Below are 21979 nucleotides of genomic sequence, written 5' to 3'. Positions count from 1 at the left end.
CGATGGCCTCGCTGACCGACCGGCTGGACTTCGTGGTGGGAGCCAAGGCCGCCGAACAGCTCGAGGAGTTGTTCGGCATCCGCACCGTCGACGACCTGCTGCGCCACTACCCGCGCAGCTACACCGAGGGGGCGAGCCGCTGGGGCGCCGACGACGAGCGGCCGCCGGCCGGCGAGCACATCACCATCATCGACACGATCACCGAAACCAAGACGTGGCCGATGAAGAAAACCCCGAAGAAGGTGTGCCACCGCATCACGCTGGGTGCGGGCCGCAACAAGGTGACCGCCACCTTCTTCAACGCGAACTACCTGAAAAAGGGCCTCACCGAGGGCACCAAGGTGATGCTCTCCGGCGAGGTGGGCTTCTTCAAGAACGTCATGCAGCTCACGCACCCGGCCTTCCTCATCCTCGACTCCCCGGACGGCCGCAACAAGGGCACCCGATCCCTGATGAACATCGCCAACGCCTCCGGCGCCAGCGGCGAAGAGGTGCTGGACGCCTACGAACGCCACTTCTTCCCGATCTATCCGGCCAGCACGAAAATGCAGAGCTGGGACATCTTTTCGTGCGTGCGCCTGGTGCTCGACGTGCTCGACCCGGTGCCCGACCCGCTGCCCGAGCCGCTGCGCGCGAAATTCGACCTGGTGTGCGAGGACCAGGCGCTGCGCGACATCCATCTCGCCGAGAGCGAGGCCCGCCGGCAGCGGGCACGCGAGCGCCTGACCTTCGACGAGGCCGTGGGTTTGCAGTGGGCGCTGGTGGCCCGCCGGCACGGCGAGCTCTCCGAATCCGGGCCGCCGGCCCCGCCCCGCCCGGACGGGCTGGCCGCGGAACTGTTGCGGCGCTTGCCCTTCGAGTTGACCGCCGGACAGCGGGAGGTGCTGGACGTGCTGTCCGACGGGCTCGCGTCGACCCGGCCGCTGAATCGGCTGCTGCAGGGCGAGGTGGGCTCCGGCAAGACCATCGTCTCGGTGCTGGCGATGCTGCAGATGGTCGACGCCGGCTACCAGTGCGCGCTGCTGGCGCCGACGGAAGTGCTTGCTGCGCAACATCTTCGGTCGATCCGCGACGTGCTCGGCCCGTTGGCGATGGCCGGCCAGCTGGGTGGGGCTGACAACGCCACAAGGTTGGCGTTGCTCAGCGGGTCGATGACCGCGGCGCAGAAGAAACAGGTGCGCGACGAGGTGGCCGGCGGCCAGGTGGGGATCGTCGTCGGTACCCACGCGTTGCTGCAGGACGCGGTGGAGTTCCACAACCTGGGCATGGTGGTGGTCGACGAACAGCACCGCTTCGGTGTCGAGCAGCGAGATCGGTTGCGCGCCAAGGCCCGTCCCGGGGTGACGCCGCATCTGCTGGTGATGACGGCGACGCCGATACCGCGCACCGTGGCGCTCACCGTGTACGGAGACCTGGAAACCTCGACGCTGCGCGAACTTCCGCGCGGGCGCCAGCCCATCACCAGCAACGTCATCTTCGTCAAGGACAAGCCCGCCTGGTTGGGTCGGGCGTGGCGGCGCATCGGCGAAGAGGTGGCCGCCGGGCGTCAGGCCTACGTGGTGGCGGCGCGCATCGACGAGAGCGACGACGACGGGGCGGCGGACCAGAACGCCAAGGCGCCCGAAACCGCCGAGGGGCTCTACGCCCGGCTGCGCTCCCAGGAGCTGGCGCAGCTGCGGCTCGGACTGATGCACGGCCGGCTCTCGGCCGAGGAGAAGGACGCCGTGATGGCCGCGTTCCGCGCCGGCGACATCGATGTGCTGGTGTGTACCACCGTGATCGAGGTGGGCGTGGACGTCCCCAACGCCACCGTCATGCTGGTGATGGACGCCGACCGGTTCGGCATCAGCCAGCTGCACCAGCTGCGCGGGCGGATCGGGCGCGGCGAGCATCCCAGCCTGTGCCTGTTCGCCAGCTGGGCCGCGCCGGACTCGCCGGCCGGCCGGCGGCTGACCGCGGTGGCCGAGACGATGGACGGCTTCGCGCTGGCCGACCTCGACCTCAAGGAGCGACGGGAGGGAGATGTGTTGGGCCGCAACCAGTCCGGCAGGGCGGTCACGCTGCGGCTGCTGAGTCTGGCCGACCACCAGGAGTACATCGAGGCCGCCCGCGACTTCTGCGTCCAGGCTTACGCCGGTAACCGCTTCGACCCCGGATTGTCGGTGCTGGCCGCACGATTCACCGACACCGACCGCATCGAATACCTGGACAAGTCATGAACGTCAACCGCAAGGTGCTGCTGTGGCTGGCCGCGGCCGCCGCGCTGGCCGTGCTGGTCGCCTACCAGGCCGTCGGCTCCTCGACCCGGCATACCGCCGAATACGCTGCGCGCGCGGACGTTCCGACCGTGCAGCCGGGCACCGACGTGCTGGCCGGCATCGCGGTGCTGCCGGTGCGCCAGCATCGCTACGACTACCTGCGCTCGGCGTTCGGCGACGCCTGGGACGACGACAACGATGCGCCCATGGGGCACAACGGATGTGACACCCGCGACGACATCCTCAACCGCGATCTCGTCGACAAGACGTATGTGTCGGTCAAGCGGTGTCCGGACGCGGTGGCCACCGGCACGCTGCACGACCCGTACACCAACAAGACCATCGCCTTCCAGCGCGGCCCCAAGGTCGGCGAGTCCGTCCAGATCGACCACATCGTCCCGCTCGCCTACGCCTGGGACATGGGCGCCTACGCGTGGCCGGGGCCCGAGCGGCTGCGGTTCGCCAACGATCCGGCCAACCTGCTGGCCGTCGACGGGCAGGCCAACCAGGACAAGGGCGATGCGGCGCCCGCGCAGTGGATGCCGCCGAACGCGGCGTTCCACTGCCAATACGCCATGCAGTTCATCGCGGTGCTGCGCGGCTATGCTCTGCCCGTGGACCAGGCGTCCACCGGTGTGCTGCGTCAGGCCGCGGCCACCTGCCCCACGGGGTAGCGGTTAGGAGCCCTCGTAGGTGTCGGGGTCCGGGCGCAGCCGGGTGCCGTCGTTGAGCGCGTTGATGGCATCCATGTGCTCGGCGGCCAGCTCGAAGTCGAACACGTCGAAGTCGCTGGCGATGTGCTCGGCGTTGGCCGACCGGAAGATCACCGCGTTGCCCAACTGCAGGTTCCACCGCAGCAGCACCTGCGACGCGGTCTTGCCGTATTCGGCGGCCACCGAGTTCACCGTCGGGTGGTCGTTCAGCTTGCCCAGCGCCAGCGGCGTGTAGGACTGGGTGACCACGTTGTGCTCGGCGTTGGTCTTGCGCAGCGCTTCCTGGTTGAGCAGCGGGTGCAGCTCGATCTGGTTGACCGCCGGGGTGACGAACGTGAGGTCGATGACCGTCGTCAGGTACTCCTCGGTGAAGTTGGAGACGCCGATCGAGCGGGCGTGGCCGTTGCCGCGGGACTGGATCATGCCGCCGAAGGAGTTCACGTAGGTGCCCAGCGCGGGGGCCGGCCAGTGAATCAGGTACAGGTCGACGTAGTCCAGCCCGAGCCGCTCCAGGCTGGCCTCGCAGGCGTCCATCGCCCCTTTGAAGCCCTGGTCGGAGGTGGCCAGCTTGGTGGTGACGAACAGCTCGGCGCGCGGGATCCCCGAGGCGGCGATGGCGCGCCCGACGGCGGCCTCGTTGCCGTAGGCCGCGGCGGTGTCGATGAGCCGGCAGCCGACCTCCAGCGCCGCCGACACCGCGCGTTCGGTCTCGTCATCCGACAACTCCGCGACACCGAGGCCCAGCACCGGCATCGTGTTTTCGTCGTTGAGAGCAATCGAGGGTGCGGCGGAGCCCGACTCGCCAGTCAATTCATTCACCTGCCTGTGAAGTCAAACGTTCGTGTGCATCGAGCCGGGGGCCGTCATCGCGCGAGGAGGTCAACGCCGTTTCGGCGCCGAAATCGAAATCGAACACGTCGAAGTTGCTCGCAATCCGTGAAGGCTTCACCGACTTTGGGATCACGATCTTACCGAGTGAGCAAATGTCTCCTCACCACGACCTGGGCAGGTGTCCATCCGCGCCCTTCAGCACCGGGCGGGCCACCACGTACAGTTAGCCTCCGTGACGACGGCGACGACGCGGCAGTGAACAACCGTTCGCCGTCGGGCGGTACCACGTTCGTGCGAGGGGGAGTAGCTCCATGACCAAGCCGCTGACCGACACCGCACCCGTCGACCCCGGCGTACAGCGCGGGTCGATGCCGCTGACCAACCGCATCCAGGGCGCAGTCACCAGCGTCGGGGTCAAGGTCATCCCGTGGATCCCGACCGCCGTGCGCCGCGGCCTGGTGCGCGGCCGCTCGGTCATCATCGACGGCAACACGCTCGACCCGACCCTGCAGCTGATGCTGTCCGGTCTGCGCGCCGTCGGCATCGACGGCCTGGTGGTCGACGACGACCCCGAGCTGTCCCGCGCCCAGATGCACGAGTCCACGGTGGGGTTCCCCGGCCCGCAGATCCACGTCGACGTCGCCGAACTGGCGCTGCCCGGCCCGGCCGGCGACATCCCGGCGCGGCACTATCGGCCCGCCGGCGGCGAGACCCAGGCCCCGCTGCTGGTCTTCTACCACGGCGGCGGCTGGTCGATCGGCGACCTGGACACCCACGACTCGCTGTGCCGGCTGACCTGCCGCGACGCCGGCATCCACGTGCTGTCGATCGACTACCGGCTGGCGCCCGAGCATCCCGCGCCGGCCGCCATCGACGACGCGTACGCCGCCTTCACCTGGGCGCATGAGCATGCCGGCGAGCTGGGCGCGATCCCCGGGCGGGTGGCGGTCGGCGGCGACAGCGCCGGCGGCAACCTGGCCGCCGTCGTCAGCCAGCTGGCCCGCGACGCGGGCGGCCCGGCACCGGTGCTGCAGTGGCTGATCTACCCGCGCACCGACTTCACCGCCCGGACCCGGTCGCTGAGCCTGTTCTCCCGCGGCTTCCTGCTGACCAAGCGCGACATCGACTGGTTCGAATCGCAGTACCTGCGGAACTCGGGGCTGGACCGGACGGACCCGCGGGTATCGCCGGCGCTGGCCGAATCGCTCGCCGGCCTGGCCCCGGCGCTGATCGCGGTGGCCGGCTTCGACCCGCTGCGCGACGAGGGCCAGAGCTACGCCGAGGCGCTGCGCGCCGCCGGCACCCCGGTGGACCTGCGGTACCTGGGTTCGCTGACGCACGGCTTCGCCAACCTGTTCCAGCTCGGCGGCGACAGCATGGTGGCCACCAGCGAGTTGATCTCGGCGCTGCGCGCGCACCTGAGCCGGGTCTGATCCGTGCGACGGGCGGCGCCGGTAATCTAGAGGCGCCTTGTCCGATCGCTTTGTCGGCAGACCGACAACTCGAGTGACGAAAGATCAGGGAACCCGTGGCCGACAACCCCAAACGTCCCCCGCGATTCGACATGAAGTCGGCCTCCGGCGGTAAGTCCGGGCGACTCGTCCAGATCGGCGGCACCGCGTTCGTCGTCATCTTCGCCGTCGCCCTGGTCTTCTACATCGTGACCTCGCACCACAAGAAGGCCGGGCCCACCGGCGCCGGCGACACCGTGCGGGTGACGTCGAGCAAGCTGATCACCCAGCCCGGCAGCAGCAACCCCAAGGCCGTCGTGACCCTCTACGAGGACTTCCTGTGCCCGGCCTGCGGCAACTTCGAGCGCACCTTCGGCCCCACGGTGTCCAAGCTGATCGACCTCGGCGCCATCGCGGCCGACTACTCCATGGTGTCGATCCTCGACAGCCCGCGAAACCAGAACTATTCGTCGCGGGCCGGCGCCGCGGCGCTGTGCGTCGCCGACGAGTCCCTGGACGCGTTCCGCCGGTTCCACACCGCTTTGTTCAGCACCGCCATCCAGCCCAGCGAGACCGGCAAGACGTTCCCGGACAACGCGCGGCTGATCGAGCTCGCCCGCGAATCCGGCGTGGTGGGCAAGGTTCCGGACTGCATCAACAGCGGCAAGTACATCGCCAAGGTCACCGGCGAGGCGGCGGCCGCCAAGATCCGCGCCACGCCGACGATCAAGATCAACGGCGAGGACTACGACCCGTCCACGCCCGATGCCCTGGTCGGCAAGATCAAGGAGATCGTGGGCGACATCCCGGGGCTGGACGGCGCGGTCGCGCCGGCCGCCATGTGACCGGTGCGGTGGCGACGGAAGCGACCGGCCTGACCCCGGATTCGCCGGCCGGGCCGGCAGTGCCGGCGCTGAGCGCCTGGTCGGTGCTGGTCGCCGGGGTGATCGGCCTGGTCGCGTCGGTGACGCTGACGCTGGAGAAGATCGACATCCTGCTCGACCCGGCGTATGTGCCGTCCTGCAACATCAACCCGATCCTGTCCTGCGGGTCGGTGATGATCACCCCGCAGGCGTCGCTGCTGGGCTTCCCCAACCCGCTGCTCGGCCTGGTGGCGTTCACCGTGGTGGTGGTCACCGGCCTGCTGGCGGTGACGAAAGTGGTTCTGCCGCAATGGTATTGGATCGGACTGACGGCGGGTCTGGTGGTCGGCGCGGTGTTCGTGCACTGGCTGATCTTCCAGAGCCTGTATCGCATCGGCGCGCTGTGCCCGTACTGCATGGTGGTGTGGGTGGTGACCATCGCGCTGCTGGTGGTGGTCGCCTCGATCGCCTACCGCCCTGCGCTGGGGGACAGCCGGTCCGGCCCGGGCTGGCTGCTGTTCCAGTGGCGGTGGTCGATCGTCGCGCTGTGGTTCACCGCGGTGTTTCTGCTGATCATGGTCCGGTTCTGGGACTATTGGTCGACGCTGCTGTAGGGGCGCGCGGATGACCCGGATCATCGGCGGCGTGGCCGGGGGGCGCCGCCTCGCCGTGCCGCCCCGGGGCACCCGGCCCACCACCGACCGGGTCCGCGAATCGCTGTTCAACATCCTGGCCGCGCGCCGCGAGCTGACCGGCCTGGCGGTGCTGGACCTCTATGCCGGTTCGGGCGCCCTGGGTCTGGAGGCGCTCTCCCGCGGCGCCGCGACCGCGCTGTTCGTCGAGTCCGACCCGCGCGCCGCGGCGGTGATCGCCCGCAACATCGACACCCTGGGGCTGCCCGGTGCGACGCTGCGCCGCGGCGCGGTCGCGGCCGTGCTGGCCGGCGGCACCGCGACCGCGGTCGATCTGGTGCTCGCCGACCCGCCCTACGACGTCGGCGCCGCCGAGATCGACGCCGTGCTGGCGGCGCTGGCCGCGCACGGCTGGGTGCGCGCGGGCAGCGTCGCGGTAATGGAGCGCCCCGCCGGCAGCGCGCCGCTGAGCTGGCCCGCCGGCTGGTCCGGTTGGCCGCAACGGGTATACGGCGACACTCGTTTGGAGCTGGCCGAGCGGCTGTGAGCGGGCGTGTACCGTCGTTCGTCATGGGCGCCGCTCCTCAGCATCGCTTTCGCTCTGCCTCGTCGTCGGCGCGCGTCATGGGCGCCGCTGCGAACTCTCCCGCCAGGCCGGGACGGCCCGCATGACCGGCGCCGTGTGCCCCGGGTCGTTCGACCCGGTGACGCTGGGCCACGTCGACGTCTTCGAGCGCGCGTCGGCCCAATTCGACGAGGTGGTGGTCGCGATCCTGACCAACCCCGCCAAGAAGGGCATGTTCGACCTCGACGAGCGGATCGCGATGATCGAGGAATCGACCACGCATCTGAGCAACCTGCGGGTAGAGGCCGGACAGGGGCTGGTGGTCGACTTCGTCAGGTCGCGCGGCATGACCGCCATCGTCAAGGGCCTGCGCACCGGCACCGACTTCGAATACGAGCTGCAGATGGCGCAGATGAACAAGCACATCGCCGGTGTGGACACGTTTTTCGTCGCGACCGCGCCGCGCTATTCGTTCGTGTCGTCGTCGCTGGCCAAGGAGGTCGCCATGCTCGGCGGTGACGTGTCGGAGCTGCTGCCCGAACCGGTCAACCGCCGCTTGCGCGAAAAGCTTTCCGGGCGTTCCTGAATCGGCTCGGTCGACACGTAAAGCATTGGCCCGCAAGGGTTTCGGTTAGACGCTACGCGCCTAATTCGTCGCCGGTGGTGGTTGGGGTTGGAAGGGGTCGTACCACCACCAGTCGGCGCGTTGGCCGAGGGGTCCGGGACAGGGTGGGACGGCGGGTGGGGGTCTGGTCGGTTTGCGGGCCAGTGATCCTGGTTTCAGGTGGCGCCCGGAGCTGTCGGTGACGAGGAGGGTGTCGGCGGGGCCGGTGATGGTGATCTCGCCGCGGTGGTGGGCGCGGTGGTGATAGGGGCAGACCAGGACCAGGTTGGTGACAAGTTCCTAATATACCCTCCTGGCAGCCGTCCGGTTACCCCGAGATAGGTAGGTGCCGGGCCACCGACGACACACTCCGGGGCCTTAAAAATCATTGGTCTCCTAACCCTGTTGGGGTCCAGGCTGGTGGTCGAGCATCGGTGTCCGGTATCTGATCCCCACGGAGGCACTGCTGATAATGGCTGATGACCGCGCTCGCTGAAATTCCCCACTGATGCTCATCGAAATTCCCCATCCGTGTGGCTCCGCCGAGAAGGGCGGGCCTCCTTCGATGCTGCTGGTGTCTGATGCCAGTTGCTTCGTTGAAGGAGGCCCGCTTTCTCATGCTCACATGGGAGGACGATGTGGAAGTACATGCTCTACGCAAACGTGGTTGGACGATCTCGGCGATCGCCCGCCATACCGGGTTCGACCGCAAGACGGTCCGCAGATACCTCACCGGTGAGGGCAAGCCTGGGGAACGGGCCCGGCCGGGCCCGGATCCGTTTGACCGGTTCGTCGACTACGTCACCGCGCGTCTGCTGGAGGACCCGCATCTGTGGGCCCGCACCCTGTTCGATGAACTCGAAGACCTCGGGTTCGGCCTGTCGTATCAGAGCCTGACCCGCAACATCCGCACCCGGAATCTGCGGCCGGTCTGCCAAGCCTGCCGCACTGCCACCGAACGTCCCAACGCGGTCATCACGCATCCGCCCGGGGATGAAACCCAATGGGACTGGCTGGAATTGCCGAATCCACCCGCGTCCTGGGGATGGGGCAAGACCGCCAATCTGTTGGTCGGTTCCCTGGCGCACTCGGGCAAGTGGCGCGCCGCCTTGTCTGCCTCGACCGACCAACCGCATCTGGTTGCGGCTCTGGACCGCGTCGTGCGCGGCCTGGGCGGGGTGAGCCGAGTGTGGCGGTTCGACCGGATGGCCACCGTCTGCGATCCCGGCAGTGGGCGGGTGACGGCGTCGTTTTCCGGAGTGGCCAAACACTACGGCGTGGCGGTGGCTATCTGCCCCGCCCGGCGCGGCAACCGCAAGGGCGTGGTGGAAAAGATCAACCACACCGCCGCCCAACGCTGGTGGCGCACCTTGGCCGACGAGGCCACCGTTGAACAAGCCCAGGCCAGCGTGGACCGCTTCGCCCGGGTGCGTGGTGACACCCGTATCCGGGCTACCGCCGATGGTCGCTCGTCGGTGGCCACCGTCGCCAAAACCGAACCACTGCAACCGGTGCCGACCGTGCCGTATCCGGTGATCGTCACCGAACAACGGACCGCATCGCGGCAAGCGTTGGTGTCCTACCGCGGCAACCGCTACTCGGTGCCCCCGGAGCTGGCCGCCGCCGCGGTGGTGGTCAGCCATCCGATCGGCGGTGAGTTCTGCGATATCGCCACCACAGGCGGGATCGTGATCGCGCGGCACCGCATGGCCACCGACGGGCTCGGGGTGATGGTCCGCGACAGCGGGCATGTCATCGCCCTGGACGCCGCCGCGCTGGCCACCGCGGCCACCGGGCGACCGCACCGCCGCAAGGAACGCATCCCACCCGGGCCGGTAGCCAAAGCCGCGGCCGCACAACTCATTCAACTCCAAGACGGTGGTTCCGTTGCTGCCGAACCCTGCACGCCGCCAACCGATTCCACTGTCATCGACCTCTCCGCTTATGAGCGGGCCGCCCAGAAAAGGACCCTGCAATGACCCCCACAGCACGCAGCCCCAAAACCACCCAGGCTGTCGTTGAGTCACCGTCGGCGGCGGCCAGCCGTTATCAGCAGCTGCGCTCGCATCTGGCCGAACTCAAACTGCACGCCGCCGCCGAAGCCCTCCCAGCAGTCCTCGACCAGGCCAGCGCCGACGGCCTCTCGCTCACGGTGGCCTTGGAACGACTGCTCGCTGTTGAGGTCGACGCCACCGCGGCCCGCAAACTGGCGGGGCGATTGCGGTTCGCCTGCCTACCGACCCCGGCCACCCTGGCCGACTTCGATATCGATGCCGCCGCCGGGATCGACCGGGCGTTGATCGATGAGCTGGGCACCTGCCGCTACCTGCAATCGGCGACCAACATTTTGTTGATCGGCCCGCCGGGCACCGGCAAAACACACCTGTCGGTCGGGTTGGCGCGGGCGGCCGCCCATGCCGGCTACCGCACCTACTTCACCACCGCCGCGGATCTGGCCGCTCGCTGCCACCGCGCCGCCATCGAAGGACGTTGGGCCACCACCATGCGGTTCTTTAACGGACCCACACTCTTGGTGATCGATGAACTGGGCTACTTACCGCTGCCGGCCGAAGCGGCCTCGGCGTTGTTTCAGGTTGTCTCCCAACGATATTTGAAGACCTCCATCGTGATCACCACCAACCGCGGCGTCGGCGCCTGGGGTGAAATCCTCGGCGACACTACCGTCGCGGCAGCCATGCTCGACCGCCTCCTGCACCGCTCGGTGGTCATCAACCTCGACGGCGAGTCCTACCGACTACGCGACCACCACGCCGCCGCCGAAACCCTGCGCCGCGCCACCACGGCAACCCGCCAACCGATACACTGACCCCCGCTCACAGGTGAGGAATTTCAGCGAGCACACCTGGGGACTTTCGACGAGCGCGATCACTGAACAACGCCAACTACATTTGGCCGGGTTTTTCTCGGCCGGCAACGTCACTCACGCGCATGGCGCGTGGCGCCATGTTGGTGCCACGAACGGATTTCTGACTGGCGAGTTCTACAAGCAGATTGCACGGACCCTGGAGCGGGGAAAGTTTGACCTGTTATTTCTTCCCGATGGCCTGGCCATCGAAGACAGCTATGGTGAGAACTTGGAGACCGGGGTCGGCCTGGGTGGCCAGGGCGCGGTGGCGCTGGAGCCGACCAGCGTGATAGCGACTATGGCTGCGGTGACGGAACGTTTGGGTCTGGGCGCTACGGTTTCCACAACGTACTACCCGCCGTATCACGTGGCTCGGGTGTTTGCCACGCTCGACAACCTGTCTGATGGCCGGATCTCGTGGAATGTGGTCACGTCGCTCAACGACTCGGAAGCACGCAACTTCGGCGTGGACGAGCACCTTGAGCACGACATCCGATATGACCGCGCTGACGAATTCTTGGAGGCAGTCAAGAAGCTATGGAGTTCTTGGTCCGAGGATGCCTTGTTGTTGGACAAGATTGGCGGTCGGTTCGCCGACCCCAAGAAGGTTCAATACGTCAATCATCGTGGCCACTGGTTGTCCGTCCGTGGCCCCTTGCAGGTTCCACGGTCACGCCAGGGCGAACCGGTGATCCTGCAGGCCGGCTTGTCACCGCGCGGGCGTCGCTTCGCGGGGCGCTGGGCCGAAGCAGTATTCAGCGTCTCGCCCAACCTCGACATCATGCGCGCGGTCTATCAGGACATCAAAGCTCACGTTGCGGCCGCGGGACGTGACCCGGAGCAAACAAAGGTGTTCACCGCGGTAATGCCAGTACTCGGTGAGACTGAGCAGGTGGCCCGTGAGCGTCTGGAATATCTCAATTCTCTGGTCCATCCCGAGGTGGGTTTGTCGACGTTGTCGAGCCATAGCGGTTTGGATCTCTCCAAGTATCCGCTGGATACGAAGTTTTCCGACATCGTCGCCGATCTCGGTGATCGTCACGTGCCGACCATGTTGCAGATGTTTTCTGCGGTGGCCGGTGGCGGTGCGGACCTGACGTTGGCCGAGCTGGGTCGACGATACGGCACCAACGTCGGGTTTGTACCGCAGTGGGCCGGAACTGCCGAACAGATCGCTGATCAATTGGTTAGTCACTTTGAGGCCGGGGCCGCTGACGGATTCATCATTTCGGCGGCGTATCTGCCTGGGATTTACGAGGAATTCGTCGACCAGGTGGTGCCGCTGCTGCAGCAACGTGGTGTGTTCCGTACTGAGTACGAAGGGGCAACGCTGCGTGAGCACCTTGGGTTGGCTCGGCCTGAAGTTGGGAGCATCTGATGACCACCACGGGCATAGATCGAGATATTCTTGCCTACAGCAATTGCCCGGTTCCTAACGCGTTGCTGACAGCGCTGGAGTCAAACCTGTTGGCTGGCAACGGTATTTCGCTGAATGTGCTGAGCGGCGCGCAAGCTGGGTTGCATTTCACCTACGATCATCCCGCCTACACCCGTTTTGGTGGCGAAATTCCACCTCTTATCAGTGAGGGCCTGCGAGCACCAGGACGCACCCGTCTGCTGGGCATCACACCTCTGGCCGGTCGGCAAGGGATCTATGTCCGTGCTGACAGCCCGGTGACATCACCCGAGCAGCTGCGGGGTCGGCGGGTGGGTGTGTCCGGCGCAGCGATCCGCATTCTCACCGGCGAGTTGGGTGACTACCGGCAATTGGATCCGTGGCGGCAAACACTGATCGCGCTGGGCACCTGGGAGGCGCGGGGACTTTTGCAGACCCTGCATATCGGAGGCATCGGGATCAGTGACGTCGAATTGGTGCGTATCGAAAGCCCTGGCGTCGACGTGCCCGAAGAGCGGCTGGAAGCAGCGGCCAGTGTCAAAGGCGCTGACCTGTTTCCCGACGTGGCCGCCCACCAGAGCGACATCCTGAGTAGTGGCAACGTTGATGCGCTATTCACGTGGTTGCCCTGGGCGGCGGAGCTAGAAGACCTCAGCGGCGCGCGGGTACTCGCCGATCTCGGCGACGACAAACGAAACCGGTATGCCAGTGTTTGGACGGTCAGCGCCCAGTTGGTTGACGAGCGACCCGACCTGGTGCAACGACTCGTCGATGCGGCTGTCCAAGCCGGCCGTTGGGCACAGGCCCACCCCGAGGACACCGTTGGCATCCATGCCGCCAACCTCGGGGTAGCACCTTCGGCGATCGGACGCGGTTTCGGCGCTGATTTCGCCCAACATCTGATCCCAACGCTTGACGACTCGGCGCTGGCCGTTGTCGACCAAACTCAACAGTTCCTCATCGACCACAATCTGCTCGACCGTCCGGTGGACCTCACACAGTGGGCAGCACCGCAATTCCTCACCCAATCCGCGACTGGAGAACAGCAATGACGTTGACCGATGACACCACCACGGCACAGAACAGTAGGCATGGCGACCCAATCGAGGTCGCGCGCGAGCTGACGCGAAAGTGGCAAACTACCGTCGTCGAGCGCGACAAGGCAGGTGGTTCGGCAACAGAAGAGCGTGAGGATCTACGCGCCAGTGGGCTGCTCTCGGTGACCGTTCCCCGGCACCTGGGCGGTTGGGGAGCCGACTGGCCTACCGCCCTGGAAGTGGTGCGCGAGATCGCCAAGGTCGACGGATCCCTTGGGCACTTGTTCGGATACCACCTCAGCACCCCAGCCGTTATCGATCTGTGGGGTTCACCCGAGCAAAAGGAACGCCTGCTTCGTCAACTGGCCGAAAACAATTGGTGGACCGGAAACGCCTCCAGCGAGAACAACAGCCACATCCTGGATTGGAAGGTGACGGCCACCCCGGCCGATGACGGCGGGTACTTTTTCAACGGCATTAAGCACTTCAGCAGTGGCGCCAAGGGCTCAGATCTGCTCTTGGTGTTCGGTGTGATACCGGAGGGTTTCCCACAGCAAGGTGCCATCGTAGCGGCGGCCATTCCCACCACCAGAGAAGGCGTTCAGCCAAACGATGACTGGCAGGCGCTGGGGATGCGGCGCACCGACAGCGGCACCACCGAATTCCACAATGTTGCGGTCCGTCCCGACGAGGTGCTCGGCAAACCCAATGCCATCCTCGAGGCGTTCCTGGCGTCCGGGCGCGGAAGCCTGTTCGGCCCGATCGTGCAGTTGGTGTTCTCCTCGGTTTACCTAGGGATCGCGCGCGGAGCGCTCGAGACAGCCCGCGAGTACACCCGAACGCAGGCACGTCCTTGGACGCCGGCCGGGGTCACTCAAGCCGTCGAAGATCCGTACACCATTCGCAGCTACGGCGAATTCGGCATCCAACTACAAGCCGCCGATGCTGCAGCCCGCGAGGCCGCACAACTCCTACAGGCCGCGTGGGACAAAGGTGACGCATTAACTTCGCAGGAACGCGGCGAACTCATGGTGCAGATTTCTGGAGTCAAAGCCATAGCCACCCAAGCGGCCCTGGACGTGACCAGCCGTATTTTCGAGGTCATCGGTGCCCGCGGCACCCACCCCAAATACGGATTCGACCGGTTCTGGCGCAACATCCGCACCCACACGCTGCACGATCCTGTCTCCTACAAAATCGCTGAAGTCGGAAACTACGTCCTCAACCAACGCTATCCGATACCCGGCTTCACTTCCTGACCCCGGCGTCGCGCTGCCGGGCACGCGTGAATTCGTCAGATCGGCGGGTCCGTCTTACCCAGTGGTGGCCGACGGTCCCGCCGTTTTGGGTGCAACAATGCGGTCGTTGGGTGACGGTGTGACCCAACCGGATGCGGCTGGCCAAGCGACGGAACGTGGTTCAGAGCAGTCTCATTAGCGCTATTGGTTCGGACTCGACGCCTCGACCCAAGCCGGTTGATCGCCGGTTTGCGCGGCAATGAAGCCTTCGACGATGCGGGTGCAATCTTGGTGGGTGATGACGCGTAGACCGGTCATTCGGGCAAAGACCAGAGGGCCAACAAGTTGACAGAGTGCGAGTTCAATGTCGAGTTCGCCGAGTTGATCGACGCTTTCGGGGCTGTACAGGATTTCGTCGAACGGCCGTCGGTATTGTTCGATCACACGCATCCGCAGAGTGCCGGCACCGGCGTGTTGCACAGTGTTTGGTTCGTGAGTCTCGGCGGGGCCCAACGCGGCCCAGGCCAGGGTGGTGACTTGTACGGGCGCTTCGGCGAACAGGTCGGCTTGGCGGGAGAGCAGTTCGATGAGCCGCTCACGGAGGGTGCCGCTGGTCGGGGCGGGCGGGATGACTTGGGGCAGAAGGCGTTCGAAGGTGGCCGCGAGCAGTTGCGAGGAACTGTTGAAATGGCGGTAGAGGGTGGTGCGGGCGACCTTGGAGGCTTTGGTGACCGCGTCGATGGTGACGGCTTCGATCCCACCGGTTTTGAGCAGGTTGGCCGCGGCGTCGAGCAGTCGGGTGCGTGATCGGGTGCGGCGCGGGTCGACGTCGTCCTCGTCGTCGGGTGTCTCCGCGGGCTGCGTCCCCACCTGACCTCCTGATGTGTTCCGATTGCCGGTGCGTTGCCCCCGCACTCCCGGTTATGGTACCGATAGTAGCGCAGCGAAACTGCTAGTACCGGCGGTCCCGGGTCGGGACGCGGTGGCGGGGCTGCCCGGGTGCGAGGAGGCCGTGATGGGTGTTGATCAGCCGCAGCGGTTGCCGTCGCACACGCCGACCTGCATGGGCTGCGGGTCGGACAATCCGCACGGTTTGCAGCTGGAGGTGTTTCGGTGCGGCGATGAGGTGTTCGCTGATCTGGTGTTCGATGAGCGCCATATCGGTGCGCCGGGGCTGGCGCACGGTGGCGCGATCGCCGCGGCCTGTGATGACGTGCTGGGTTTTTCGTTGTGGATCGCGGCCACCCCGGCGGTGACGCGCCGTTTGACGGTGGACTATCTGCAGCCGGTGCCGTTGGGATGTACGCATCGGCTGACCGCGCGGATCGCCTCCCGCGAGGGCCGGGCGTTGCATGTGGACGGGGTGGGGGTCGGTGTGGACGGTGTCACCCGGTTCACCGCCTCGGCGGTGTTCATCACGGTGGATGCGGCCCATTTCGCCGCCCACGGTGACATCAGCGGTTTCGGGGAGTTGTTCGCCGAGCTGACCCGCTACGGTGGCGCCGGCCCCGACGCGGGGTCGCGGTGAGTGCGCCCACCGCCGCACCCCGGGACCGGGTGCGGCACCCGCGCCGGCCGGCGGACTCGGTGTTGGTGCGTCGCGAGGCGATCCTGGATGCCGCGTGGGCGGTAGCCTCAGCACAAGGTTTTGACGGTGTGCAGATGCGTGCGGTGGCCGCGCAGGCCGGCATTGCCGCCAGCTCCCTGTATCGGCATTTCCGATCCAAAAGCCATCTGCTGGTGACGGTGCTGGCCCGCGAATTCGAACGTCTCGACACCGAATTCGATTGCACTACCGGTGAACTGGCGCCGCAGGCCCGGCTGGGGCGGTTGACCACCCACCTGCACATGGCCTGGCAGGCCAACCCGCACCTGACCGAGGCGATGGTGCGTGCGTTCGTCGTGGCCGACTCCGAGGCCGCCGGCGCGATCGAGCACGCTGTCGCGGTGATCGAGGACATGCTGGCCCGCGCCCTGGGCGGGCCCACACCCAGCGCGCATGACCGTGACGTGGCCAGCCTGATCGCCGACGTGTGGCTGGCCAACCTGATCGCCGTCATCGGCGGCCGGATCGATGCGGACCTGGCCCGCGAGCGCATCGACCGCACAACCCGACAGCTGGTGCACGGCACCGACACCACCACTTAGCGATACTAGTAGTATCGCTGCGCTACTCCCAGTACCATAAAGCGACACAATGACGTGTCGAAAGGGACCCGGGCATGCATACCCCCTGGATCGAGCGGTGCACCGTTCAGCGTGTCTCGTTGCGCGACGGATTGGTGCTCGACCTCGACGATTACAACGAATTGGTGATCGCCACCCCGATCCGGCTGACCCTGCCGCCGATCGGTTCGTCTTATCCCGAAGAGCAGGTCCTCATCGACCCGGGCAACGTCTCGGTCCAGCAGCGTCCGTTGCTGGACCTGGCCGGCGCGGTGTGCACGGGCGCGTGGTGCGACGAGGGCGGCGGGTTGCACCTGGGTTTTTCCCGCGGGCATCGCATCGATGTCGCCCCCCAGGAGGCCGCGACCTCCTGGGAGCTCTACGGCAAACGCCACGGCTACATGGCATGCCTGCCCCGCGGGCGGGTGCGGGTGGTGCGCCACGACCTGCCCGACGACGAATCTGAGGACACCGCAAGTTAATTCACCCCCACCGCGCCCAGCCCCAACCATGGCCCGAAAGGTCGGCGCGGCCCTTCCGATCCTCGTGTGGGACTATTAGTATCGTAGCGATACCGATAGTTTCGTTTCTTGGGAGGCGTGGGGATGGGCGATCGAACCGGAGATGCTGGGCCTTCCCGTGGCCGGCGCGGCGTCGATCTGTCCGGATCTTCGGAATACAGCGCCCGGCTGGGTCGGCTCGCGGCGTTCACGGTGGGCCACAAGGCATTAGTGATCGGTGGATGGATCGCGGCCGCGGTGGTGCTGGCGCTGCTGTTCCCGCAGTTGGAGACGGTGGTGCGCCAACAATCGGTCGATCTGATCCCGCGTGATGTGCCCTCGTTTCAGACCGTGGACCGCATGAGTGAGGCGTTCGGTGAGCAGGGGTCCAAGACGATGCTGTTCGTCGCGATGCAAGACCCGGCCGGTCTGACCCCCGATAATCAGCTGCGCTATCAGGATCTGGTAGGGCGGTTGCGCGCCGATCACGACCATGTCCTGCTGGTCCAGGATCTGCTGGCCGACCCGGTCACCAGAACCCAGGCGGTCAGCGGTGACGGCAAGGCCTGGTATCTGCCGGTCGGGGTGGCCGGCACGCTCGGTGATCCCACCGCGGCCGAATCCGTGCAAGCCGTGCGCGATCTCACCGACACGGCATTCGCCAACACGTCCACCACGGCCTATGTGACAGGGCCACCGGCCACGTTCGCCGATCAGATCGCCTCAGCCGAGCACGACCTGGTGTTCATCTCGATCGCCACCGCCGGGCTGATCGCGCTGATCCTGCTGATCGTGTACCGGTCGGTGTTCACCGCGCTGCTGCCGCTGCTGGTGATCGGGATCAGCCTGGCCGTCGGGCGTGGGGTGCTCTCTGCACTCGGGGAAATCGGCATGCCGGTCTCGCAGTTCACCGTGGCGTTCATGACCGCGATCCTGCTGGGCGCCGGCACCGACTACACCGTGTTTCTGATCAGCCGCTACCACGAACAACGCCGCGCCCAGGTGCCCGCCGAGCAGGCGGTCATCGCGGCCACCGCCAGCATCGGCCGAGTCATCCTGGCCTCGGCCGGCACCGTGGCCCTGGCCTTTCTGGCCATGGTGTTCGCCACCTTGAGTGTGTTCGCCGGACTCGGCCCGGCCTGCGCGGTCGCCGTGGCAGTCGGATTCGCCGCCACCGTGACCCTGCTGCCCCCGGTGCTGGCGCTGGCGGCCACCCGCGGCATCGGCGAACCCAAACCCGACCGCACCCGACGCTACTGGAACAGCGTGGCCGTGGCCGTGGTGCGCCGCCCGGTGCCGCTGCTGGTCATCAGCCTGACCATCCTGGTGGCACTGTCGGCGGCCGCGGCGACCATGACCATCAGCTATGACGACCGCCAAGGACAGCCCGCCACTACCGCCAGCAACCAGGGCTATCAGCTGCTGGACCGCCATTTCCCTAAAGACGTCGTCATCACCGAATTCCTCGTCGTGGAAAACCCGACCGACATGCGCACCGGCAAAGGCCTGGCCGACCTCGACGAGATGGCCTCACGCATCGCCCAAATCCCGGCCGTGACACGTGTTTCCGGGATCACCAGACCGGCCGGGCAACGCCTCGACCAAGCCCAACTGTCCTGGCAGAACGGACAAATCGGCGACAAGATGGCCGACTCGGTCGCCCAGGGCAACGACCGGCGCACCGACCTGGACAAGCTCACCCACGGCGCCGACCAACTCGCCGGCGGCCTGGCCCAACTCGACACCACCGTGCGCACCGCGCTCACCCCCCTGGGCGGTGTACTCACCCAAGCCGGCGCCGCCGGTGAGAGCATGCAGCGCTTCGGCCCGCTGCTGCAACAACTCTCAGCCACCGCACCCGAGGTCGACACCGCCATCCAAGCCGGCCCCGGCATCCGACCCCTGGCCGAACGCGCCCAGAACGCTATCGCCGCCCTCGACCCGCTCGTCACCGCACTCAACACCTCACCGTGGTGTATGACCACCCCGCAATGCGCCCAGATCCGCGACCAGGTCAGTATCCTGACCACCCTGCGCGACGACGGATTCTTCACCCAGCTCGCCACCCTGGGCGACCAGTACAACCCGGCCACCAACGCCACCGTCACCGGCACCCTCACCGAAGTTCAACACACCGTGGCCACCATGAACAACGCCTTCAAAACCCTCGGCAACCCCGAGAACCTGGCCGCTGACATCGGCCGACTCCAACACGGCATCAGCCAACTGGCCTCCGGCGCACGCGCCCTGGCCACCGGCGTGCACACCCTGGCCGACAGCAACATCCAAATGCTGTCCGGGATGAGTCAAATCGCGGCCCAACTGCAAAACTCCGCCCGCGCCACCGCCGGATCCGATGCCGCCACCGGCTTCTACCTGCCCCCCGAAGCCTTCGACAACCGCCAATTCGCCGACGTCGCCAAACATTTCCTCTCACCCGACGGCAAAACCGCCCGCTTCGCCATCGACACCAGCACGGACCCCTACAGCGGCGAGGCGATGAACCTGGCCCGCCAGATCACAGACGTCGCCAACACCGCCCGACCCAACACCTCCCTGGCCCAAGCCACCGTCTCGGTTGCCGGATTCCCCGCCGTCAACTCCGACATCCAACGCCTACTCTCATCCGACTTCACCCAGCTGGCCATCGCCACCCTGGTCATCGTCGGACTCATCCTCATCGCCCTGCTACGCGCCCTGATCGCCCCGCTATATCTGCTGGGCACCGTCGTGCTGAACTACCTGGCCTCACTAGGCATCGGAGTCATCGTCTTCCAATGGATCCTCGGCCACGAAATCGCTTGGCCCGTACCACTATTAGCGTTCATCATCCTCGTCGCCGTCGGCGCCGACTACAACATGCTGCTCGTATCACGACTACGCGAAGAATCCACCCACAACATCCGCGTCGGCGTCCTGCGCACCGTAGCCACCACCGGCTCAGTCATCACCTCCGCCGGCCTGATCTTCGCTGCCAGCATGTTCGGCCTGATGATCGGATCGGTAGCCATCATGATCCAAACCGGACTCATCATCGGCTGCGGACTACTGCTGGACACGTTCCTCGTACGCACCCTCACCGTCCCAGCCATCGCCACCCTGCTCCGCCAAGCCAGCTGGTGGCCACACATGAACCGTCACCCCGCATCGATGCCAGCTAAGCATCTCACCGGTGTGGGCGCGCTGAGCGCAACACGCGGACCGCACCTCCAGATATCGGCGAAGTGGGGTGGCGTCTCACCTGGGGGCGACCATGTACGAAGAATGGATGTGGGGACCGATAGTGGAAACGGGAAAGCAGCTGACCCAGAATCGCTCACATCCGACAATTGATGACCGCGACAACCAACCCGGACGTAGAACCTACTTCGTGGTCACCCAGAGAGACAGAGCTGCTGCGAGTAGCATTGGGTATCCTGCAGGATCGTGGGTACCACGGCCTAACAGTGGAGGCTGTCGCGGGCGCTGCTCATGCCAGTAAAGCCACCATCTACCGGCGCTGGCCCTCGAAATCTGAACTGATCCTAGCGGCCGTCATCGAAGGCACCCGTCAGAGCGCTGTTGCACCCAACACTGGCACCCTGCGCGGCGACTTGTTGTGTCTCGGCCAGATCATCTACAAACAGTGCCGAGACCACGCCAGCACCATCCGGGCAGTGCTTGTCGAGATATCCCGTGATCGCGCGCTCAACAACGTTATGCAAGACCGGTTTCTTCATGAACAGAGAACCCTGGTCCGGCAGGTCCTACAGCAGGCGATCAGCCGCGGCGAGATCGGCGCGTCAACAATCAACGAAGAGCTCTGCGACCTGTTGCCAGGCTATCTGATCTTCCGATGCATCTTTTCCAACCGCCCGCCGACCCATCTCACCATCGAAACTCTGGTCGACAATGCAATCCTCCCGAAACTCATCTCAGCAACTGAATAGCTCCCGCGACGTCGGAGCCACTGTTGTCAGGGAATGCGAGTTCCGCGCTGGAGCGGCCTAGGTGGAGCAATGATCAGAACCTGTGGATGAGCCTCGGCGGGGCGCGTGAGAAATGGGCGCACCTTCCCGAGGATGATCTGAAAGTCCAGTAGCTCTGATCAAGACCGGCGTTGGCGCGCTGGTTGGGAAGGTACGCCCATGCTCACGGTAGTTCACGACCAGGATTCCTCCAACGAGGACGCGTGCGGGTCGCGGTCGTTGCTCGATGAGATCGTCCGCGACGGTGCCCGCCAGATGCTGGCGGCGGCGTTGGCCGCCGAGGTCGCCGCCTACATCGACGCCCATGCTGGGGAGGTCGATGAGAACGGGCATCGGCTGGTGGTCCGCAACGGCTATCACCGCGAGCGTGAGGTGTTGACCGCGGCGGGTGCGGTGACGGTGATCGCGCCGCGGGTCAACGACAAGCGTATCGACGCCGATACCGCTGAGCGGCGGCGGTTTTCCTCGGCGATCCTGCCGGCGTGGGCGCGTAAGTCCCCGCAGATGACCGAGGTGCTGCCGCTGCTGTATCTGCACGGCTTGTCGACCAGTGACTTCGGTCCCGCGTTGGAACAGTTCCTCGGCTCGGGTGCCGGGCTGTCGGCCACCACGATCACTCGGCTCACCGCGCAGTGGCAGGACGAGGCCAAGGCCTTCGGCGAGCGCGATCTGTCGGGCACCGACTACGTGTACCTGTGGGTCGACGGCATTCATCTCAAGGTCAGGTTGGAGCAGGAGAAGCTCTGCTTGCTGGTGATGATCGGCGTGCGTTCCGATGGCCGAAAGGAGCTCGTTGGGCTGGCCGATGGGTATCGGGAGTCGACCGAGTCGTGGGCCGATCTGCTGCGGTCGTGTCGACGCCGCGGATGACCGCCCCGGTGCTGGCTGTCG

Annotated in this window: 19 protein-coding genes and 2 pseudogenes; 18 read left to right on the top strand and 3 right to left on the bottom strand. The window is 66.3% G+C overall.

All coding sequences use genetic code 11. The features are described from left to right. Window positions 1–2: 2 nt before the first annotated feature. Both recG and NF20_RS11790 read left to right on the top strand, forming a co-directional pair. Window positions 3–2219, top strand: coding sequence for an ATP-dependent DNA helicase RecG (recG, locus tag NF20_RS11795; protein WP_011725694.1), 2217 nt, complete (start codon window positions 3–5; stop codon window positions 2217–2219). Next, window positions 2216–2932 (top strand): HNH endonuclease family protein, encoded by a 717-nt coding sequence (locus NF20_RS11790; RefSeq protein ID WP_023896292.1) that lies wholly within the window; start codon window positions 2216–2218, stop codon window positions 2930–2932. The genes recG and NF20_RS11790 overlap by 4 nt, the downstream gene beginning before the upstream one ends. Before the next feature lie 3 nt (window positions 2933–2935). Here the strand turns inward: NF20_RS11790 and NF20_RS11785 are convergent, their stop codons facing one another. Next, window positions 2936–3781 (bottom strand): aldo/keto reductase, encoded by an 846-nt coding sequence (locus NF20_RS11785; RefSeq protein ID WP_162096997.1) that lies wholly within the window; start codon window positions 3779–3781, stop codon window positions 2936–2938. Between the two features lie 332 nt (window positions 3782–4113). On the opposite strand from NF20_RS11785, the gene NF20_RS11780 reads away from it, so the two are divergent. From NF20_RS11780 to coaD, 5 genes are all read left to right on the top strand, one after another. Continuing rightward, window positions 4114–5235 carry an alpha/beta hydrolase gene (locus tag NF20_RS11780; protein WP_011725692.1) on the top strand — a complete coding sequence of 374 codons (1122 nt, stop codon included), beginning with the start codon at window positions 4114–4116 and terminating at the stop codon, window positions 5233–5235. 95 nt (window positions 5236–5330) lie between these two features. Further along, entirely contained in the window at window positions 5331–6098 is a 768-nt protein-coding gene (locus NF20_RS11775; RefSeq protein WP_003875040.1) for a DsbA family protein, read from the top strand. Beyond that, entirely contained in the window at window positions 6095–6730 is a 636-nt protein-coding gene (locus NF20_RS11770) for a vitamin K epoxide reductase family protein (RefSeq protein WP_011725691.1), read from the top strand. Before NF20_RS11775 ends, NF20_RS11770 begins: the two co-directional genes overlap by 4 nt. A gap of 10 nt (window positions 6731–6740) precedes the next feature. Beyond that, complete coding sequence (gene rsmD / locus NF20_RS11765; protein ID WP_033710562.1) at window positions 6741–7295, top strand: 16S rRNA (guanine(966)-N(2))-methyltransferase RsmD; 555 nt, start codon at window positions 6741–6743, stop codon at window positions 7293–7295. 121 nt (window positions 7296–7416) lie between these two features. Next, the gene (gene coaD, locus NF20_RS11760) at window positions 7417–7899 is read left to right on the top strand and encodes a pantetheine-phosphate adenylyltransferase (protein WP_003875043.1); all 483 of its coding nucleotides are present in this window, start codon (window positions 7417–7419) and stop codon (window positions 7897–7899) included. Between the two features lie 60 nt (window positions 7900–7959). Here coaD and NF20_RS27665 read toward each other — a convergent pair. Further along, a pseudogene (locus tag NF20_RS27665) lies at window positions 7960–8211 on the bottom strand (hypothetical protein); the annotation flags it as partial. Window positions 8212–8534: 323 nt separating this feature from the next. Between NF20_RS27665 and NF20_RS11755 the strand changes: the two are divergent. From NF20_RS11755 to dszC, 5 genes are read left to right on the top strand one after another with little or no spacing between them, the layout of a single operon-like run. Next, entirely contained in the window at window positions 8535–9896 is a 1362-nt protein-coding gene (locus NF20_RS11755) for a Mu transposase domain-containing protein (protein WP_033717302.1), read from the top strand. Continuing rightward, window positions 9893–10744, top strand: a complete 852-nt coding sequence (istB, locus tag NF20_RS11750) for an IS21-like element helper ATPase IstB (protein ID WP_033717233.1) — start codon at window positions 9893–9895, stop codon at window positions 10742–10744. The genes NF20_RS11755 and istB overlap by 4 nt, the downstream gene beginning before the upstream one ends. A 58-nt stretch (window positions 10745–10802) precedes the next feature. Continuing rightward, window positions 10803–12161: an LLM class flavin-dependent oxidoreductase gene (locus tag NF20_RS11745; protein WP_033710402.1), complete on the top strand. Its 1359-nt coding sequence runs from the start codon at window positions 10803–10805 to the stop codon at window positions 12159–12161. Then, complete coding sequence (locus NF20_RS11740) at window positions 12161–13231, top strand: ABC transporter substrate-binding protein (RefSeq protein WP_023900526.1); 1071 nt, start codon at window positions 12161–12163, stop codon at window positions 13229–13231. Before NF20_RS11745 ends, NF20_RS11740 begins: the two co-directional genes overlap by 1 nt. Further along, complete coding sequence (dszC, locus tag NF20_RS11735; RefSeq protein ID WP_023882538.1) at window positions 13228–14475, top strand: dibenzothiophene monooxygenase; 1248 nt, start codon at window positions 13228–13230, stop codon at window positions 14473–14475. The genes NF20_RS11740 and dszC overlap by 4 nt, the downstream gene beginning before the upstream one ends. Window positions 14476–14655: 180 nt before the next feature. On the opposite strand, the gene NF20_RS11730 is transcribed toward dszC, so the two are convergent. Then, a complete protein-coding gene (locus tag NF20_RS11730) occupies window positions 14656–15324 on the bottom strand; it encodes a TetR/AcrR family transcriptional regulator (RefSeq protein ID WP_011725686.1) in 669 nt (222 codons plus the stop codon). Between the two features lie 145 nt (window positions 15325–15469). Here NF20_RS11730 and NF20_RS11725 point away from each other — a divergent pair, with 145 nt between their 5' ends. From NF20_RS11725 to NF20_RS11700, 6 genes and pseudogenes are all read left to right on the top strand, one after another. Beyond that, window positions 15470–15982, top strand: coding sequence for a PaaI family thioesterase (locus NF20_RS11725; protein WP_031344738.1), 513 nt, complete (start codon window positions 15470–15472; stop codon window positions 15980–15982). 59 nt (window positions 15983–16041) lie between these two features. Next, window positions 16042–16602 carry a TetR family transcriptional regulator gene (locus NF20_RS11720; RefSeq protein WP_005099718.1) on the top strand — a complete coding sequence of 187 codons (561 nt, stop codon included), beginning with the start codon at window positions 16042–16044 and terminating at the stop codon, window positions 16600–16602. Between the two features lie 74 nt (window positions 16603–16676). Continuing rightward, the gene (locus tag NF20_RS11715; RefSeq protein ID WP_003882618.1) at window positions 16677–17102 is read left to right on the top strand and encodes a DUF6188 family protein; all 426 of its coding nucleotides are present in this window, start codon (window positions 16677–16679) and stop codon (window positions 17100–17102) included. 123 nt (window positions 17103–17225) lie between these two features. Next, a complete protein-coding gene (locus NF20_RS11710) occupies window positions 17226–20453 on the top strand; it encodes an RND family transporter (RefSeq protein ID WP_024455269.1) in 3228 nt (1075 codons plus the stop codon). Then, on the top strand, window positions 20453–21049 hold the full coding sequence (locus tag NF20_RS11705; protein WP_019732906.1) for a TetR/AcrR family transcriptional regulator: 597 nt from the start codon (window positions 20453–20455) through the stop codon (window positions 21047–21049). Before NF20_RS11710 ends, NF20_RS11705 begins: the two co-directional genes overlap by 1 nt. A 198-nt stretch (window positions 21050–21247) precedes the next feature. Next, window positions 21248–21979, top strand: a pseudogene (locus NF20_RS11700) (IS256-like element IS666 family transposase); the annotation flags it as partial.

It is taken from the genome of Mycobacterium sp. MAC_080597_8934 (assembly GCF_000523975.1).
Taxonomy (GTDB): Bacteria; Actinomycetota; Actinomycetes; order Mycobacteriales; family Mycobacteriaceae; genus Mycobacterium; species Mycobacterium avium.
Note: the sequence above shows the minus strand (reverse complement) of the source record. Positions and strands in the feature narration are given on the sequence as shown.

What these genes read in the sequence shown, in the direction of transcription:
- recG (WP_011725694.1), top strand. Translation starts at nt 3, where the DNA reads ATGGCCTCGCTGACCGACCGGCTGGACTTCGTGGTGGGAGCCAAGGCC.
- NF20_RS11790 (WP_023896292.1), top strand. Translation starts at nt 2,216, where the DNA reads ATGAACGTCAACCGCAAGGTGCTGCTGTGGCTGGCCGCGGCCGCCGCG.
- NF20_RS11780 (WP_011725692.1), top strand. Translation starts at nt 4,114, where the DNA reads ATGACCAAGCCGCTGACCGACACCGCACCCGTCGACCCCGGCGTACAG.
- rsmD (WP_033710562.1), top strand. Translation starts at nt 6,741, where the DNA reads ATGACCCGGATCATCGGCGGCGTGGCCGGGGGGCGCCGCCTCGCCGTG.
- coaD (WP_003875043.1), top strand. Translation starts at nt 7,417, where the DNA reads ATGACCGGCGCCGTGTGCCCCGGGTCGTTCGACCCGGTGACGCTGGGC.
- NF20_RS11755 (WP_033717302.1), top strand. Translation starts at nt 8,535, where the DNA reads ATGCTCACATGGGAGGACGATGTGGAAGTACATGCTCTACGCAAACGT.
- istB (WP_033717233.1), top strand. Translation starts at nt 9,893, where the DNA reads ATGACCCCCACAGCACGCAGCCCCAAAACCACCCAGGCTGTCGTTGAG.
- NF20_RS11740 (WP_023900526.1), top strand. Translation starts at nt 12,161, where the DNA reads ATGACCACCACGGGCATAGATCGAGATATTCTTGCCTACAGCAATTGC.
- dszC (WP_023882538.1), top strand. Translation starts at nt 13,228, where the DNA reads ATGACGTTGACCGATGACACCACCACGGCACAGAACAGTAGGCATGGC.
- NF20_RS11725 (WP_031344738.1), top strand. Translation starts at nt 15,470, where the DNA reads ATGGGTGTTGATCAGCCGCAGCGGTTGCCGTCGCACACGCCGACCTGC.
- NF20_RS11715 (WP_003882618.1), top strand. Translation starts at nt 16,677, where the DNA reads ATGCATACCCCCTGGATCGAGCGGTGCACCGTTCAGCGTGTCTCGTTG.
- NF20_RS11710 (WP_024455269.1), top strand. Translation starts at nt 17,226, where the DNA reads ATGGGCGATCGAACCGGAGATGCTGGGCCTTCCCGTGGCCGGCGCGGC.
- NF20_RS11705 (WP_019732906.1), top strand. Translation starts at nt 20,453, where the DNA reads ATGACCGCGACAACCAACCCGGACGTAGAACCTACTTCGTGGTCACCC.